The organism is Streptomyces sp. NPDC023573, from assembly GCF_055559735.1.
Map to the genome: position 1 here is coordinate 1 of NZ_JBVHKB010000015.1, position 14,452 is coordinate 14,452.

A 14,452-nucleotide genomic window follows, 5' to 3' on the forward strand; every position below is an offset into this window, starting at 1 on the left:
CCGGAGACCACCTCACTATCGATGTCCTGCGGTACCCGGGCCCAGTCATTCCGCCCGGGCGATCCTGATGGCGCCTGGTTCCTCCGTTCTTCCTCATTGATCAACTGCGTACTGCTGCTACTGCGTCGTACTGCTCGCGGCCTCTCATAGCACCGCCTTCGGCAGCCAGCCCCGTCGCCCGTCCTGCGTCTGCTCCGGCTTGGAACCCCACTGCCGAACCTCCCGGTGCGCGCGCCCGCAGCCGACGCCTTCACCGAGGTACCGCTCACTTACTTCTGCTGCTGGGTACCGCTCTCCGCGTTTACCGATACTGCGGAACTGCTCGTGGCGGCCCCTGATCACTGCGGGCCACCCGGTCCGGTCGCCAGTCCCGTCGCCGTCCTGCAACCATCCTGGCTTCGGAACTCCGCCACCGCACCGTTCTGCCAACTGCAACTGCGGTACTTCTGCCCGGCAGTTCATCTCTGCCAGGCCCTGCTGACTTCCTGAGCTACGAGAGAAACCATAGCCACACCACAACCCAATGTCTACTCCGTCCAGCATAGGTTTTCGCGTGTTCGGTGATGAGGAAACCGGCCGTGGCCGTGATGCCGGACGCCCCCGGAGGGCGATGGGCGGCTTCAGCCACTGCGACCACTGACCCGCCGCCTCGCCGGGGCACCCCGATACGCGGTGAGGGTCCGGCCGGAGTGCTCCGGCCGGACCCTCACCCGCTTGCCGACGGCTCGCGTCTGCCCGTCGGTCAGGCGGCCACAGGGGCGCCGAGCATCGCGGATGCCTGCTGCACCGGGCTGAGAACGCGGGTGGGCGCGGGGGCCGGGGACAGGTCGCGGCAGGTGAAGCCGAGCTGGGCCATGGCCCGCAGCACCTCTCCTGCGCTGAAGTCCCGGCGGTCCTGGCGTGTGATGACCTGTCCGACCTGTTTGACGGGGTAGGTGCGTCGGGCGATGATCACCGATTCGCCGGAGGCGTGCTCGGGCTTGATGCCCTTCATCGATTCCAGAACGCCGCTCCTGGTGAGGTCGAACGGGAAGCGGGCGATGACACAGCGCATGATGCCTCACAGGAAGAGGGACGAAGAGGGAGTGGTTCTGCCGCGGTGAGGACGGTTCAGCGGGCGAGGGCGAGTACGCCCAGGGCGTTGCCGTGTTCGTCGACCACAGGCAGCGCATCGACGTCGCTGTGGCGCATCATGTGCCCGGCTTCGGCCATGGTGGTCACGGGCGAGGTGAACGGTCCGCCGGCGCCGGGGATGTCCCGCAGCCGGACCCTGTCCGAGTACGCCGGGCTGTCACGGACTGCTGCGAGCCGGGCGTGGGTGACCAGTCCGATGCACAGGCCGCTGTCGTCACAGAGAAGCAGATGCCCGGTACGGGCACTGGCCATGACGGAGAGGGCCACCTCGACGGTCATGTCGTCACAGACCTGCGGTCCGGCGGTGTCCATGGCGTCGGCCACCGTGCCGCCTGCCGCTGTGGGCCGGGCCGGGCGGGGGTGCGTCTGGATCAGCGTCAAAAGGTGCCTCCTGCACAGGTGGGTCAGCTTCCGGATCACGCAGTTCTCAGGCCGCCGCGTCGAAGACGGACTGTTGTGCGGTCACGCGCCGGGCCCTGGAGGCGGGGCTGCGCCGGCCTCGTGAGGACGTGCTGCGCCGACGCCGCTCGACCACCGGCGCGGTGATCGTCACGGGAATGCCTGAGGGGGTCCGGGCGCCGGTGATGCGGCCGAGTGCCTCCTCGCCGGAGCGGACCTGGGTGGTCTGGGGGACGATGCCGGCGGCGGTCATGAGGTGGTTCATGTCGCGGCGCTGGTTGGGGGTGACCAGGGTGACGACGCTGCCTGCCTCCCCTGCTCGCGCGGTTCGGCCGCCGCGGTGGAGGTAGTCCTTGTGGTCGGTCGGCGGGTCGACGTTGACGACGAGGTCGAGGTTGTCGACGTGGATGCCGCGTGCGGCGACGTTCGTGGCCACGAGCACGGTGACGTGCCCGGTCTTGAACTGGGTCAGGGTCCGGGTGCGCTGGGACTGCGCCTTCCCGCCGTGCAGGGCGGCGGCCCTCACACCGCTGGCCAGCAGGTGGTCGGTGAGCTTGTCCACAGCCCGCTTGGTGTCCAGGAACATGATGACTCGGCCTTCGCGCGCGGCGATCTCAGTCGTCGCCCGGTGCTTGTCGGCGCCGTGGACGTGCAGGACGTGGTGCTCCATCGTGGTGACCGCGCCGGCGGAGGGGTCCACCGAGTGGACGACCGGGTCGCTGAGGTAGCGGCGGACCAGGCGGTCGACGTTGCGGTCCAGGGTGGCGGAGAACAGCATCCGCTGCCCTTCGGGGCGGACCTGGTCCAAAAGTGCGGTGACCTGGGGCATGAAGCCCATGTCGGCCATCTGGTCGGCCTCGTCCAGGACCGTGATCGCGACCTGGTCGAGTCGGCAGTCACCGCGGTCGATGAGGTCCTTGAGCCGGCCCGGCGTCGCCACGACGACCTCGGCACCCCCACGCAGCAGGTTGGCCTGCCTCCCGATGGGCATCCCGCCGACGACGGTGGCCATGCGCAGCCTCACCGAGCGGGCGTAGGGGGCCAGGGCGTCGGTCACCTGCTGGGCCAGCTCACGCGTCGGCACGAGGACCAGGGCCAGCGGTTGTCGGGGCTCGGCACGCTGACCGGCGGTGCGGGCCAGCAGAGCCAGGCCGAAAGCGAGGGTCTTGCCGGAGCCGGTGCGCCCACGGCCCAGGGCGTCGCGGCCCGCTAGGGTGTTGGGCAGGGTCGCGCCCTGGATCGGGAACGGAACGCTCACCCCCTGGGCGGTCAGGGCCGCCAGCAGCTGCCCCGGCATGTCGAGGTCGGCGAAAGCATCGACCGCGGGGAGCGCGGGAGTGACCGTGACCGGCAGAGCGAACTCGCCCTGGACCGCGGAGGGCCGCCGCCCATGACCACCACCCGAGCGGCCCGAACCGCCGGAGCGGGCCGGGGCAGCCGAACGCGCCGGGGAGGTCGAGTTGAAGCGGCTGCCGCCACGACCGGAGTCAGCGGTACGGCTGCGTGCGCGGGAAGAGCGGTCGTTCGTTCGTGTGGAGTTCATTCAGAACCTTCCTTGATACGGCACGTACCAAGGAATTCCCGCAGCGGAAGAACAGCGCAAGGAACTACAGGAACGGGCCGAGCGAAATACAAAACAAGCGAATGGGCCCGGTGATTTATCCCGGATCGGGATGCAGGCCGTGGAATGAGTGATGCCGTAGGGGCGAGGGAGCCAGCCCACTGGCGAGTGGAGCTCCGCAGGAGTGGGCAGCGACTCCGCGGGCGAAGGTTCTGCCGCAGGTGGCACCGATCCGGGAGGAATGCCCGGAGCCGGGTCCCGCACCCCGAGGGATGCGGGACCCGGCTACGAAGTACGCGTCGGCGTCAGGCGGGAACGATGTTCTCGGCCGTCGGGCCCTTCTGGCTCGGCGCGATGTCGAAGGTGACCTTCTGACCTTCCATGAGCTCGCGGAAGCCCTGGGCGGCGATGTTCGAGAAGTGGGCGAACACGTCAGCGCCGCCACCGTCCTGCTCGATGAAGCCGAAACCCTTGGCCGCGTTGAACCACTTCACAGTGCCTGACGCCATGTCATATCTCCTTCAGGGGGGCAGTACGCCGAGACCCGTGAGGTACGGATCCCGCGTCGCCGCGATGATGCCCCGACCGGAGAAAACCGGAAATACAATGAAGCTTCCGCTGGCCGGAAATACCCACACGGAAGCTTGAAGTTTTGGGAACCACGACTGCAACTGAGATCGACAGTAGCATGCCGTAATGATCCGCGTACGGCGAATAAATCCACTCTCTTTGCCGCCGCAATAACACTCCCGGCACGGCGCGTTGAACCCTCACGTCGTGGCCATAGATATTGCCCCGCCCTGGGCGCAGCGTTGCGCGAAGGGCGCTTACCCTTCACAGCGCGAGGATGCCGGCCACGCGAAGCAGGTCGGCGCGTCGCCCGCCGGACGAAAGGCCGGCGTCCAGGTCCGGGTAGTGGCGCAGGGCGTACTCCTGCGCCGGTTCCTTGAGGCGTGTGAAGTCGAAGGCGGCGCGTCAGCCGGTCGCCTCCGCCGCCGCACGGCCCGCCGTCCGGCCCGAGAAGATGCAGCCGCCGAGGAAGGTGCCCTCCAGGGAGCGGTAGCCGTGCACCCCGCCGCCGCCGAAGCCCGCCGCCTCCCCGGCCGCGTACACCCCGGGCAGCGGGGCGCCGCCCTCGGTGAGGACGCGGGAGGACAGGTCCGTCTCCAGCCCTCCGAGGGACTTGCGGGTCAGGATGTTCAGCCGTACGGCGATCAGCGGGCCCGCGGCCGGGTCGAGGATGCGGTGCGGCTTCGCCGTACGGATCAGTTTGTCGCCGAGGTAGGAGCGGGCGCCGTTGATCGCCGTGATCTGGAGGTCCTTGGTGAAGGGGTTGGCGATCTCTCGGTCCCGGGCGGTGATCTCGCGGCGCAGGGAGTCCTCGTCGATGAGGGCTTCGCCCGTGAGCGCGTTCATCCCGCGTACGAGCGCGCCGAGGTCCTTCTCGACGACGAAGTCCACGCCCTTGTCCATGAACGCCTTCACCGGCCCGGGGACGTCGGCGCGCGCCCTGCCGATCACGTCGCGCACGGACTTACCGGTCAGGTCCGGGTTCTGCTCGGAGCCGGAGAGGGCGAACTCCTTGCCGATGATCTTCTGATCGAGGACGAACCAGGTGTAGCCGTGGCCGGACCGCATGATGTGTTCCAGGGTGCCCAGCGTGTCGAAGCCCGGGAAGAGCGGCACCGGCAGCCGCTTGCCGCGGGCGTCCAGCCAGAGGGAGGACGGGCCGGGCAGGATCCGGATGCCGTGCTTGTCCCAGATCGGGTTCCAGTTCTCGATGCCCTCGGTGTAGTGCCACATCCGGTCGCGGTTGATGTGGTGGGCGCCCGCCCTCTCGGCGATGCCGAGCATCAGTCCGTCGACATGGGCGGGGACGCCGGAGAGCATCTTCTCCGGCGGGGTGCCCAGGCGCCCGGGCCACTGGGAACGCACCAGGTCGTGGTTGCCCCCGATGCCGCCGGAGGTGACGATCACGGCCTGGGCCCTGAGCTCGAAGGCGCCCGTGACCTCCCGGCTGCTCGCGGTGCCCCGCCCGGCCGGGCTCTCCTCCAGGATCTCGCCGGTGACCGTGTCGACGGCTCCGGCCGAGCGCCCGAGGCCGGTCACCCGGTGGCGGAAGCACAGCTGGACGAGGCCCTTCGCGACGCCCTCGCGGACGCGCCGCTCGAAGGGAGCGACGACGCCGGGGCCGGTGCCCCAGGTGATGTGGAACCGGGGGACGGAGTTGCCGTGGCCGTTCGCGTCGTAGCCGCCGCGTTCGGCCCAGCCGACGACGGGGAAGAACCGCACCCCCTGGGCGTGCAGCCAGGCCCGCTTCTCCCCGGCCGCGAAGTCGACGTACGCCTCGGCCCACTTCCGTGGCCAGTGGTCCTCGTCGCGGTCGAAGCCGGCGGTGCCGTGCCAGTCCTGGAGGGCCAGGTCGTGGCTGTCCTTGATCCGCATCCGGCGCTGCTCGGGCGAGTCGACGAGGAAGAGCCCGCCGAAGGACCAGTGCGCCTGGCCGCCGACGGACTGCTCGGGTTCCTGGTCGAGCAGGATCACCGTGCGGCCCGCGTCGACGAGCTCGGCGGTGGCCGCCAGGCCCGCGAGTCCCGCCCCGATCACGATCACATCAGCGTCGTACGCCATGGGTTCCATCCTTCGGGGCGGTGCGGGGCAGCGGCGGGCGGGGCGGGCGAAGTTACTTGTGGGTCAGATCTTCGGTACCGGCCGCCCCCACGTCAACCGTCCGGTCGGCGGCGCCCTCACCGATCCGGTACGTCCGCCGGGCTATCGTCGGACCGTGTCGGTGCTGGTACTCCTGCTGTCGGTGGGCGCTGCCTGCTGCCTGGGCTTCGGATATGTCCTCCAGCAGGACGCGGCCCGCCGTGCGCCCCTGAACGACTTCCTCTCCCCCCGCCTGCTGTTCGACCTGATGCGGGTGCCGAGCTGGCTGGCCGGGCTCGGCCTGATGGTCTGCGGGATGGTCCTCGGGGCGCTGGCGCTCGGCCAGGGCGAGGTGTCGGTCGTGGAGCCGCTCCTGGCGACCAATCTGCTCTTCGCGATGGCCCTGTCGCGCCATCGCACGGGCCAGACGCTGGGCCGTCAGGGCTGGGGAGGGCTCTGCCTGCTCGCGGGCGGCGTCACCGCGTTCCTGCTGGCCGGTGAGCCGCGCGGCGGTGAGGCGGTGACGGCTCCCCTGCGGCTGTGGCTGGTGATCGGGGGTGTGGCGGGGCTTGCGGTGGTCCTGACCGCCTGTGCCCGGCACCCGAGGACCCGTGGGACCCCTGTCCTGCTGGGCCTGGCGGCGGGACTGCTCTACGGGCTGCAGGACGCGCTGACCAGGCTCAGCGGGGAGCGCCTGGCCGACGGCGGCTGGACGGCACTGCTGACGGGCTGGCAGCCGTACACGGTGCTCGTGCTGGGGGTGACCGGGCTGCTCCTGGTCCAGAGTGCCTTCGAGGCGGGGCCGCTGCGGATGTCGCTGCCGGCGCTGACCGCCGCGCAGCCGCTGGCCGGGATCGTCTGCGGGATCGGGTTCCTCGGCGACCAGGTCCGCACCGACACCGGGGCACTGGCCTGGCAGGCCGTGGGGATGGCGGCGATCGTGGCGGGGATCGTGCTCCTGGGGCTGCACCCGGCGATGCCGGAGGGCAAGGACCGGCACGGATCCACGGCCGCCGACCGGTTGATGTTGGATGGACCCCATGAATCCGGCTGACGAGATCCTGGACATTGTCGACGAGAACGACGAGGTGGTCGGACAGGCGCCACGCGGCGAGGCCACCGCGCGCGGCCTGCGCCACCGCTGCGTCTTCATCGAGGCCCGGGACCCGGCGGGCCGGCTGTTCGTGCACCGCAGGACGGCCACGAAGCTGGTCTTCCCCTCGCACTACGACATGTTCGTCGGCGGGGTCGTGGGCGCGGGCGAGTCGTACGCGGAGGCGGCGCTGCGGGAGGCCGGGGAGGAGCTGGGGGTGCCGGGTCTCCCCCGCCCCGCACCGCTCTTCAAGTACCTCTACGAGAGCCCTCGGCACAGCTGGTGGTCGTACGTGTACGAGGTGCGCTGCGAGCTGCCCGTGCGGCCGCAGGCGGAGGAGGTCGACTGGCACACCTTCCTGACCGACGCGGAGCTGGAGGCGCGTCTCGGCGACTGGACGTGGGTGCCGGACGGGCTGGAGACGTACCACCGGCTGCGGGCCCACCGGGCGAGCGGCGCGGCGGGGGGCGCCGCGTGAGCGATTTCGTGCGCGGACTGCGGCTGTGGTTCGCCCCGGAGCGGATCCGCACGGAGGGTGACACCCCGGACTACCGCTTCTCCCTGGCCAACGAGCGCACCTTCCTCGCCTGGATCCGGACGGCTCTCGCACTCATCGGCGGCGGTTTCGCCGTCGACCAGTTCCTCCCGGAACTGGCGTGGGGCGTACGCGCCGGTCTGGCCCTGGGGCTGCTGGCGGCGGGGGTGCTCTGCGCGCTGCGCGCCGTCAACCACTGGGTGCGTTGCGAGCGTGCGATGCGGCGCGGGGAGGATCTTCCGGTGTCGCGCTTCCCCACGCTGCTCAGCCTCGTGGTCGCCGTGGTGGCGGTCGCGATGGTGGTGGTGGTCCTGTTCGGCTGGGAGGGCCGGTGATGTCGGCGGAGCGCGATCCCGGGCTCCAGCCCGAGCGGACGCGGCTCGCCTGGCGCCGCACCACCCTGTCGTGCACGGTGGTGGCCCTCCTCGCGTTCCGGCAGGCGCTGTACCAGGGGGCGACCGCGGCCGGGGTGGTCGCGTCGGCCCTGAGCCTGCTGGCCCTGCTGGGGTTCCTCGTGGTGGCGCACCGGCGGGTGACGGGTATGGGGGCCGCCGGGCCGCCCGCAGCGCTGTCGCCGCGCCATGCGCTGACGGCGGTCGCCTGCACGGTGGCGCTCGCGGTGTTCGCCGCCGTGTCGTTGTTCTGACCGGCCGTCCGTCCCCGGTGCTCCCGGGCCGCGGTCAGTCCTCCCAGGCCACCGCGACGACGATCTTGCCCCGGGTGCGCCCCTCCTGGTTGAGCCGGTAGGCCTCGGCGGCCTGCTCCAGGGGGAAGACCCGGTCGACGTGGACGGAGACGATGCCCTGCTCGGCGAGTCCGGCGAGGTGGGCGAGGTCGGCGGCGTCGGGCCGGACGAAGGCGTAGCGCCCGCCGTAGGAGAAGACCTCCGCGTCGGCGATGGACGCGAGCCGGCCGTCGGGCGCGAGGGTCTCGGCGGAGATCCGGAGGGCTTCCCCGCCGACCGTGTCGAACGCCGCGTCGAATCCGTCGGGGGCCAGGTCGCGGAGGCGGGCGGCCAGCCCTTCGCCGTACTCCACGGGCTCGCCGCCCAGTTGGCGTACGTAGTCGTGGTTGTGGGGCCCCGCCGTGCCGATCACCCGGCAGCCCGCGTGCCGGGCGAGCTGGACGGCGAGCGAACCGACGCCTCCGGCGGCCGCGTGGACCAGGACGGTGTCGCCCGCCTGCACCTCGAGCGTGCGGTGCAGCACCTGGTGTGCGGTGAGGCCGCACAGCGGCAGGCCGGCCGCTTCCTCGAAGCCGACACTCAGGGGCTTGCGGGCGAGGGTGCGCACGGGTGCGGCGACGTACTCGGCGAAGGTGCCGCGCGAGAGGAAGTCCTCACGCACATAGCCGATGACCTCGTCCCCCACCGCGAACTCGTCCACAGCGGCGCCGGGCTGGACCACGACGCCGGAGACGTCCCAGCCGGGGATGACGGGGAACACGGCCTCCAGCCCCGCCTGGAGGTAGCCCTCGCGGGCCTTCCAGTCGACGGGGTTGACGGCCGCGGCCCGCACCTTGACCAGGACCGAGTCGGGCCCGACCTTCGGATCGGGCCGCTCGCCGTACTCCAGTACGTCGGCCGAGCCGTACCTGCTGTAGCTGATCGCCTTCATCCTCCGACGATCGGCGTGGTCCCGGGCGCCCGCAACTCAGGCTGGGACACGGCTGACGCGGACCGGGGAGGGGCCCGAGATCACTTCTCGGATTCCGGGAGGACACTGGACGACATACCGACTGGTCGGCATCATGGTGCCGACCGTTCAACGTCCCGGAGGTGCGCCCCATGAGCCCAGTCCACCCGCCAGGTCTCGATCTCGACCTGCTGCGCGGCCATCTCGACCGTGAGCGGCCGGGGCTGGTGAACGGACCGCTCGACGCCCGGGTCATCGAGGGCGGCCGCTCGAACCTCACCTACATCGTCACCGACGGCACCGGGCAGTGGGTCGTGCGCAGACCTCCCCTGGGCCATGTGCTCGCCACCGCGCACGACATGAAGCGCGAGCACCGGGTGATCAGCGCCCTGCACTCCACGGCGGTCCCGGTGCCGGAGACCCTCCTGCTCTGCGAGGACGACGCGGTGATCGGCTCGCCGTTCTACGTCATGGAGTACGTCGAGGGGACCCCCTACCGCACCGCCGACCAGCTGTCCCCGCTGGGCGCCGAGCGCACCCGGGCCGTCGTCCTGGGGCTGGTGGACACCCTGGTGGATCTGCACGCCGTGAATCCGGCGGCCGTCGGCCTCGGTGACTTCGGGCGTCCGGAGGGCTTCCTGGACCGGCAGCTGCGGCGCTGGGGCAAGCAGCTGGACGCGTCCCGCAACCGTGAGCTCGCCGGCATCGACGAGCTGCACGCCGCGCTCGGCCGGGAGCTGCCCGCCTCCCCCGCGCCCACCGTCGTGCACGGCGACTACCGGCTGGACAACGTCCTGATCGGTCAGGACGACCGGATCAAGGCGGTTCTGGACTGGGAGATGTCCACGCTCGGCGACCCCCTCACGGACCTCGGCCTGCTCGTGATGTACAGCTCCGACCTGGGCCTGCCCGAGTCGCCCGTCTCGACCACCAGCGGCGCCCCGGGCCACCCAGGCCCCGCCGAGCTGATCGAGCGCTACGCCGCACGGTCCGGCCGCGACACCTCCGCCATCTCCTGGTACACGGCCTTCGCGTGGTTCAAGCTCGCCGTGATCCTCGAGGGCATCCACTACCGCTACACCCTTGGCCAGACCGTGGGCGCCGGCTTCGACCGCATCGGCGACCTGGTCCCGGTCTTCATCTCGCACGGCCTCACCACCCTCCAGGAAGGCTGATCACCCCGTGGACTTCGCATTCGACGCCCGTACCGAAGAGCTGCGCACCAGGCTGCTCACGTTCATGGACGAGCACGTCCACCCCGCCGAGGAGGTCGCCGAGGAGCAGCGCGGGCGGCTGGCGTCGCCCTGGGACACCCCGCAGGTCGTGGAGGACCTGAAGGCGGAGGCGCGCAGGCAGGGCCTGTGGAACCTCTTCCTCCCCGACGCGGAGTACGGCGCCGGGCTGACGAACCTCCAGTACGCCCCGCTGGCCGAGATCACCGGCCGCAGCCCGCACCTGGCACCGACGGCGCTGAACTGCGCGGCGCCGGACACCGGGAACATGGAGGTGCTCTTCCAGTTCGGTTCCGAGGCGCAGAAGAAGCAGTGGCTGGAGCCCCTGCTCGCCGGGGAGATCCGCTCGGCGTTCGCGATGACGGAGCCCGATGTGGCCTCGTCGGACGCGACGAACATCGAGACGCGGATCGCTCGCGACGGCGACGGCTACGTCATCAACGGGCGCAAGTGGTACATCTCCGGGGCGATGAACCCGGACTGCGCGGTCTTCATCGTGATGGGGAAGACGGACCCGGACAACGAGGACATCCGCCGCCAGCAGTCGATGATCCTGGTCCCGCGTGACACCCCGGGCCTGGAGGTGCGCCGCGCGATGCAGGTGTACGGCTACGAGGACCACTCCCACGGCGGCCACGCCGAGGTCGTGTTCACGGACGTACGGGTGCCAGCCGCCAACCTGATCGGCGAGGAGGGCGGCGGCTTCGCCATCGCCCAGGCACGGCTGGGGCCGGGCCGGATCCACCACTGCATGCGGCTGATCGGGATGGCCGAGCGGGCGATCGAGCTGATGTGCCGGCGGTCCGTGGCCCGTACGGCCTTCGGCAAGCCGCTCGCGCAGCAGGGCGTCGTGCAGAACTGGATCGCGGACGCCCGGGTGACGGTGGAGCAGCTGCGGCTGCTGGTACTGAAGACGGCCTGGCTGATGGACACGGTGGGCAACCGCGGCGCCCACACGGAGATCCAGGCCATCAAGATCGCCACCCCGCGCGCGGTCTGCGACATCCTCGACCGGGCGGTGCAGCTGTACGGCGCCGGCGGCGTCAGCCAGGACTTCCCGCTGGCCGAACTCTGGTCCTCGGCGCGGACGCTGCGGCTGGCGGACGGGCCGGACGAGGTGCACCAGCGGTCGCTGGCGCGGCGGGAGATCAGGAAGTACGTCTGAGCCCTGGTGCGGGGAGGCGGCCGGCCGGCCGCCTCCCCGGCGGGTCAGAAGGTGAGCTGCCAGCTGTCGATGTAGCCGGTGTCCTGCGCGGCCACGTCCCGGACCTGTAGCTTCCAGGACCCGTTGGCCGCCTCGGCGGAGGCGTTGACCGTGTACGTCGTGATCACGTTGTCGGCCGAGTCACTGCCGCTGGAGTTCTTCAGCCGGTAGGCGGTCCCGTCCGGTGCGAGCAGGTCGACGACGAGGTCACCCCGGTAGGTGTGCTTGATGTCGACGGCCACCTTGAGGGCCGAAGGGGCGTTGCCCGTACGGCCGGTGACGGAGACCGGCGAGGTCACTGCGGCCCCGTTGTCGGGTACGGAGACGTCGGCGGCGTTGCTGAACACCGTGCCGGTCGGCGGGGTGACCGTGCCCGCGGACAGGGTCCAGACGGCGTGGGCGACCGCGTCGCTGTTGCGGTCCAGGGCGGTGTCGTTGATGTTGGCGGTCGTGTCGCACGAGGAGTGGTAGCAGCGGTCGAAGGACTGGCCCGCCGTGCCACCCCACTTCTGGGCCTGGGCGCTGGACTTGGTGTTGCTCGCCCCGGTGAACAGGCCTCCGACGGGCACGCCCGCGCTCTTGAAGGGGGCGTGGTCGGAGCGGCCGTCCCCCTCGGTCTCTATCTCGGTGGGTACCGACAGACCCGCGAAGTAGCTCTTGAAGGTCTGCTCGATGACGGGGTCGTCGTCGTAGACGAAGTAGCCGGCGTTGGGCGAGCCGATCATGTCGAAGTTGAGGTACCCGGCGAGCTTGGAACGCTCGGCCGTGGCCAGGTTGTTGACGTAGTACTTCGAGCCGACGAGGCCCAGCTCCTCGGCGCCCCACCAGGCGAATCGCAGGTGCTTGTCCGGCGCGAGCTGAGCCCTGGAGACCGCGAGTGCGGTCTCCAGCACGGCGGCGGAGCCGGAGCCGTTGTCGTTGATGCCGGCGCCGGAGGCCACCGAGTCGAGGTGGGAGCCGGCCATCAGGACCTGGTTCGGGTCGCCGCCGGGCCAGTCGGCGATCAGGTTGTACCCGGTGGCCCCGCCGGAGGTGAACTGCTGGAGCGCCGTGGTGTAACCGGCGGCGTCCAGCTTGGCCTTCACGTAGTCGACGGATGCCTTGTAACCGGCCCTGCCGTGGGCCCGGTTGCCGCCGTTGGCGGTGGCGATCGACTGGAGCTGGGTGAGGTGCGCCTTCACGTTGGCGAGCGGGATGTCGGGGGCCGCGGCGACGGCTCGGGGTGCGGCCTGGACGGCCGGGGCGGCGGTGGCCAGCAGGGCGGCGACCGCGAGCGCGGCGGCGGCGGCGAGGGATCTGCGTCGGGCAGGTCTCATCAGGGGCTCCGGATTCCGTTCGGGGACTGACGGAACGTGCGGGGGGTCCCCGGGCGTGCACGACCGGGGCCTGGAGCGGTGGGGCTGGAAGCGCGCCCCCGATGCTCGGGCAGATGACCGAGCACCGTCAAGAGTGGAATCCGGACACGCTTGTTCGCTGAGCGGACACCGGGGAGAAGGGGCCGAGGCCACCCTCCCTACCGAGCACGCAGGCCGGCACCCCGGGCCGGCTCCCGCGTGTGCCGGAGCGCGGCCCGGCCGGCCCCGCGCCGGGGGCGCTCATTCCCCGTGTTGTTCCTGCTCGGCGCGCCTCAAGCGCCGCCGTCCGGCGTCTTGGCGGGGTGGGCGCAGGACCGCACACTCCGAGTGGGTCCCCCGCCGGGAGCCCCGCCCATGGCGTCGCGTGAACCGAGAGGCCCTCCATGCGCCCGTTCCGCCTGTCCGCCGCCGCTCTGTCCTCCGCGGTACTCCTGCTGACCGCCACCGCAGCCTCCGCTTCGCCCCGTACGCACGACGCCACGACGCACGACACCACGACGCACACCACTGTTGTGGACTTCGACGGCGGATTCGAGACACCGGCCGTCCCGGCGCCGGCCCCCTTCACCACGTACCCCGGCGGACAGCCCCTCGGCCCCTGGACGGCCGGCGGTGACAGCGTCGACCTGACGTCCGACCGCCTGTGGGACGCCGCCGAGGGTCAGCAGTCGCTCGACCTCAACGGCAGCTCGACCGGCAGCGTCTCGCAGGAGATACGGGTCCTGCCCCTGACCTCGTACGTCGTCAGCTTCGAGCTGGCCGGCAACCCGGCGTGGGCGCCCGCCCTGAAGACGGGCGAACTACGAGTCGACGGCGCACCGGTCAGGACGTTCAGCTTCGACATCACCGGCCACGGGTTCCGCGACATGGGCTACACGCGGCAGACCGCCGTCTTCACCAACCTGCTGAAGCACTCCGTCACCCTCACCTTCACGAGCACCAGCCCCGGGGTCGGAGGCCCGGTCATCGACGACGTCCGGGTCCGGAGCTGCCTGCTGGTGCTCTGCCCGCCCACGTCCTGACTCCGGACGGGGGGGCGACCGCCCGGGTCCGGCCTCAGGGGCGCAGCGCCCTCAGCAGCAGGTCGGCCAGGTGGTCCGCGACCTCTCGCCGGCTGAGCGGGCCGTCCGGGCTGTACCACGTGGACAGGTGGTGGACCGAACCGAAGTGGTAGTCGACGACCAGGTCGGCCGGAGTCGCGGCGGAGAACACCCCGGCCTTCTGCCCCTCTTCGATCAGGGCGCGGAAGCGCTCGTGGTAGCGCCGCCGCTCCGTGCGGACCTGCTTGTTCTTCTCCGGGCTCAGATGGTGCATGGAGCGGAAGAAGATCGAGGCGTCGTCGAGGTTGTCGATGGTGGTGACCACCACGTCGGCCGCCGCGTCACGCACCCGCTGCTCGATCGGCGCCTCGGCGTTCGCGTAGGCGTCGAGCCGCTCCTGCTGGAGCCGCAGCACCCGGGCGTAGACCTCCTGGAGGAGGTCCTCCTTGGAACCGAAGTAGTGGTAGAGCGCCCCCTTGGTGACGCCCGCCGCCTCGACGATCTCCTGGACGGAGGTGCGGTCGTAGCCCTGTTCCGCGAAGAGCCGGGTGGCGGCGGCCAGCAGCCTCTGGGGGACGGGCGTACCGTTCCCGTCCGTCGCCTTGGCCATTGCCGC

Annotated in this window: 15 protein-coding genes; 7 read left to right on the forward strand and 8 right to left on the reverse strand. The window is 71.1% G+C overall.

Annotation, left to right across the window (positions count from 1 at the left end; genetic code table 11):
* Positions 1-742 precede the first annotated feature (742 nt).
* The 5 genes from ACZ32T_RS33335 to ACZ32T_RS33355 form a co-directional block, all read right to left on the reverse strand.
* Positions 743-1,054 carry an SCO5918 family protein gene (locus ACZ32T_RS33335; protein ID WP_467264450.1) on the reverse strand — a complete coding sequence of 104 codons (312 nt, stop codon included), beginning with the start codon at positions 1,052-1,054 and terminating at the stop codon, positions 743-745.
* Positions 1,055-1,110: 56 nt separating this feature from the next.
* Entirely contained in the window at positions 1,111-1,515 is a 405-nt protein-coding gene (locus ACZ32T_RS33340) for a CBS domain-containing protein (protein WP_467371126.1), read from the reverse strand.
* A 46-nt stretch (positions 1,516-1,561) separates the two neighbouring features.
* The gene (locus ACZ32T_RS33345) at positions 1,562-3,076 is read right to left on the reverse strand and encodes a DEAD/DEAH box helicase (protein ID WP_467371128.1); all 1,515 of its coding nucleotides are present in this window, start codon (positions 3,074-3,076) and stop codon (positions 1,562-1,564) included.
* A gap of 323 nt (positions 3,077-3,399) precedes the next feature.
* On the reverse strand, positions 3,400-3,603 hold the full coding sequence (locus ACZ32T_RS33350; RefSeq protein ID WP_467264444.1) for a cold-shock protein: 204 nt from the start codon (positions 3,601-3,603) through the stop codon (positions 3,400-3,402).
* Positions 3,604-4,069: 466 nt separating this feature from the next.
* Positions 4,070-5,725: an FAD-binding dehydrogenase gene (locus ACZ32T_RS33355; RefSeq protein ID WP_467371131.1), complete on the reverse strand. Its 1,656-nt coding sequence runs from the start codon at positions 5,723-5,725 to the stop codon at positions 4,070-4,072.
* Positions 5,726-5,879: 154 nt separating this feature from the next.
* Between ACZ32T_RS33355 and ACZ32T_RS33360 the strand changes: the two genes are divergently transcribed.
* From ACZ32T_RS33360 to ACZ32T_RS33375, 4 genes are read left to right on the forward strand one after another with little or no spacing between them, the layout of a single operon-like run.
* Complete coding sequence (locus ACZ32T_RS33360) at positions 5,880-6,797, forward strand: DMT family transporter (protein WP_467264441.1); 918 nt, start codon at positions 5,880-5,882, stop codon at positions 6,795-6,797.
* On the forward strand, positions 6,784-7,314 hold the full coding sequence (locus ACZ32T_RS33365) for an NUDIX hydrolase (RefSeq protein ID WP_467371133.1): 531 nt from the start codon (positions 6,784-6,786) through the stop codon (positions 7,312-7,314). Before ACZ32T_RS33360 ends, ACZ32T_RS33365 begins: the two co-directional genes overlap by 14 nt.
* A complete protein-coding gene (locus ACZ32T_RS33370; RefSeq protein ID WP_467264437.1) occupies positions 7,311-7,706 on the forward strand; it encodes a YidH family protein in 396 nt (131 codons plus the stop codon). The genes ACZ32T_RS33365 and ACZ32T_RS33370 overlap by 4 nt, the downstream gene beginning before the upstream one ends.
* Positions 7,706-8,017 carry a DUF202 domain-containing protein gene (locus ACZ32T_RS33375; RefSeq protein WP_467264435.1) on the forward strand — a complete coding sequence of 104 codons (312 nt, stop codon included), beginning with the start codon at positions 7,706-7,708 and terminating at the stop codon, positions 8,015-8,017. The genes ACZ32T_RS33370 and ACZ32T_RS33375 overlap by 1 nt, the downstream gene beginning before the upstream one ends.
* Positions 8,018-8,051: 34 nt before the next feature.
* On the opposite strand, the gene ACZ32T_RS33380 is transcribed toward ACZ32T_RS33375, so the two are convergent.
* Complete coding sequence (locus ACZ32T_RS33380; protein WP_467264433.1) at positions 8,052-8,987, reverse strand: NADP-dependent oxidoreductase; 936 nt, start codon at positions 8,985-8,987, stop codon at positions 8,052-8,054.
* A gap of 170 nt (positions 8,988-9,157) precedes the next feature.
* Here ACZ32T_RS33380 and ACZ32T_RS33385 point away from each other — a divergent pair, with 170 nt between their 5' ends.
* Entirely contained in the window at positions 9,158-10,180 is a 1,023-nt protein-coding gene (locus ACZ32T_RS33385; protein WP_467371135.1) for a phosphotransferase family protein, read from the forward strand.
* 7 nt (positions 10,181-10,187) lie between these two features.
* On the forward strand, positions 10,188-11,402 hold the full coding sequence (locus tag ACZ32T_RS33390; protein WP_467371137.1) for an acyl-CoA dehydrogenase family protein: 1,215 nt from the start codon (positions 10,188-10,190) through the stop codon (positions 11,400-11,402).
* Between the two features lie 44 nt (positions 11,403-11,446).
* Here ACZ32T_RS33390 and ACZ32T_RS33395 read toward each other — a convergent pair whose 3' ends face one another.
* Positions 11,447-12,757 (reverse strand): M28 family metallopeptidase, encoded by a 1,311-nt coding sequence (locus ACZ32T_RS33395; RefSeq protein WP_467371139.1) that lies wholly within the window; start codon positions 12,755-12,757, stop codon positions 11,447-11,449.
* Between the two features lie 422 nt (positions 12,758-13,179).
* On the opposite strand from ACZ32T_RS33395, the gene ACZ32T_RS33400 reads away from it, so the two are divergent.
* A complete protein-coding gene (locus ACZ32T_RS33400; protein ID WP_467371141.1) occupies positions 13,180-13,818 on the forward strand; it encodes a DUF642 domain-containing protein in 639 nt (212 codons plus the stop codon).
* A gap of 34 nt (positions 13,819-13,852) precedes the next feature.
* Here the strand turns inward: ACZ32T_RS33400 and ACZ32T_RS33405 are convergent, their stop codons facing one another.
* Positions 13,853-14,446 (reverse strand): TetR/AcrR family transcriptional regulator, encoded by a 594-nt coding sequence (locus ACZ32T_RS33405; RefSeq protein WP_467264424.1) that lies wholly within the window; start codon positions 14,444-14,446, stop codon positions 13,853-13,855.
* Between the last annotated feature and the right edge of the window lie 6 nt (positions 14,447-14,452).

Bases quoted from the DNA above. Each gene is read 5' to 3' on its own strand.
- ACZ32T_RS33400 (WP_467371141.1), top strand. From the start codon at position 13,180: ATGCGCCCGTTCCGCCTGTCCGCCGCCGCTCTGTCCTCCGCGGTACTC.
- ACZ32T_RS33355 (WP_467371131.1), bottom strand. From the start codon at position 5,725: ATGGCGTACGACGCTGATGTGATCGTGATCGGGGCGGGACTCGCGGGC.
- ACZ32T_RS33335 (WP_467264450.1), bottom strand. From the start codon at position 1,054: ATGCGCTGTGTCATCGCCCGCTTCCCGTTCGACCTCACCAGGAGCGGC.
- ACZ32T_RS33395 (WP_467371139.1), bottom strand. From the start codon at position 12,757: ATGAGACCTGCCCGACGCAGATCCCTCGCCGCCGCCGCCGCGCTCGCG.
- ACZ32T_RS33385 (WP_467371135.1), top strand. From the start codon at position 9,158: ATGAGCCCAGTCCACCCGCCAGGTCTCGATCTCGACCTGCTGCGCGGC.
- ACZ32T_RS33405 (WP_467264424.1), bottom strand. From the start codon at position 14,446: ATGGCCAAGGCGACGGACGGGAACGGTACGCCCGTCCCCCAGAGGCTG.
- ACZ32T_RS33365 (WP_467371133.1), top strand. From the start codon at position 6,784: ATGAATCCGGCTGACGAGATCCTGGACATTGTCGACGAGAACGACGAG.
- ACZ32T_RS33375 (WP_467264435.1), top strand. From the start codon at position 7,706: ATGTCGGCGGAGCGCGATCCCGGGCTCCAGCCCGAGCGGACGCGGCTC.
- ACZ32T_RS33345 (WP_467371128.1), bottom strand. From the start codon at position 3,076: ATGAACTCCACACGAACGAACGACCGCTCTTCCCGCGCACGCAGCCGT.
- ACZ32T_RS33380 (WP_467264433.1), bottom strand. From the start codon at position 8,987: ATGAAGGCGATCAGCTACAGCAGGTACGGCTCGGCCGACGTACTGGAG.
- ACZ32T_RS33350 (WP_467264444.1), bottom strand. From the start codon at position 3,603: ATGGCGTCAGGCACTGTGAAGTGGTTCAACGCGGCCAAGGGTTTCGGC.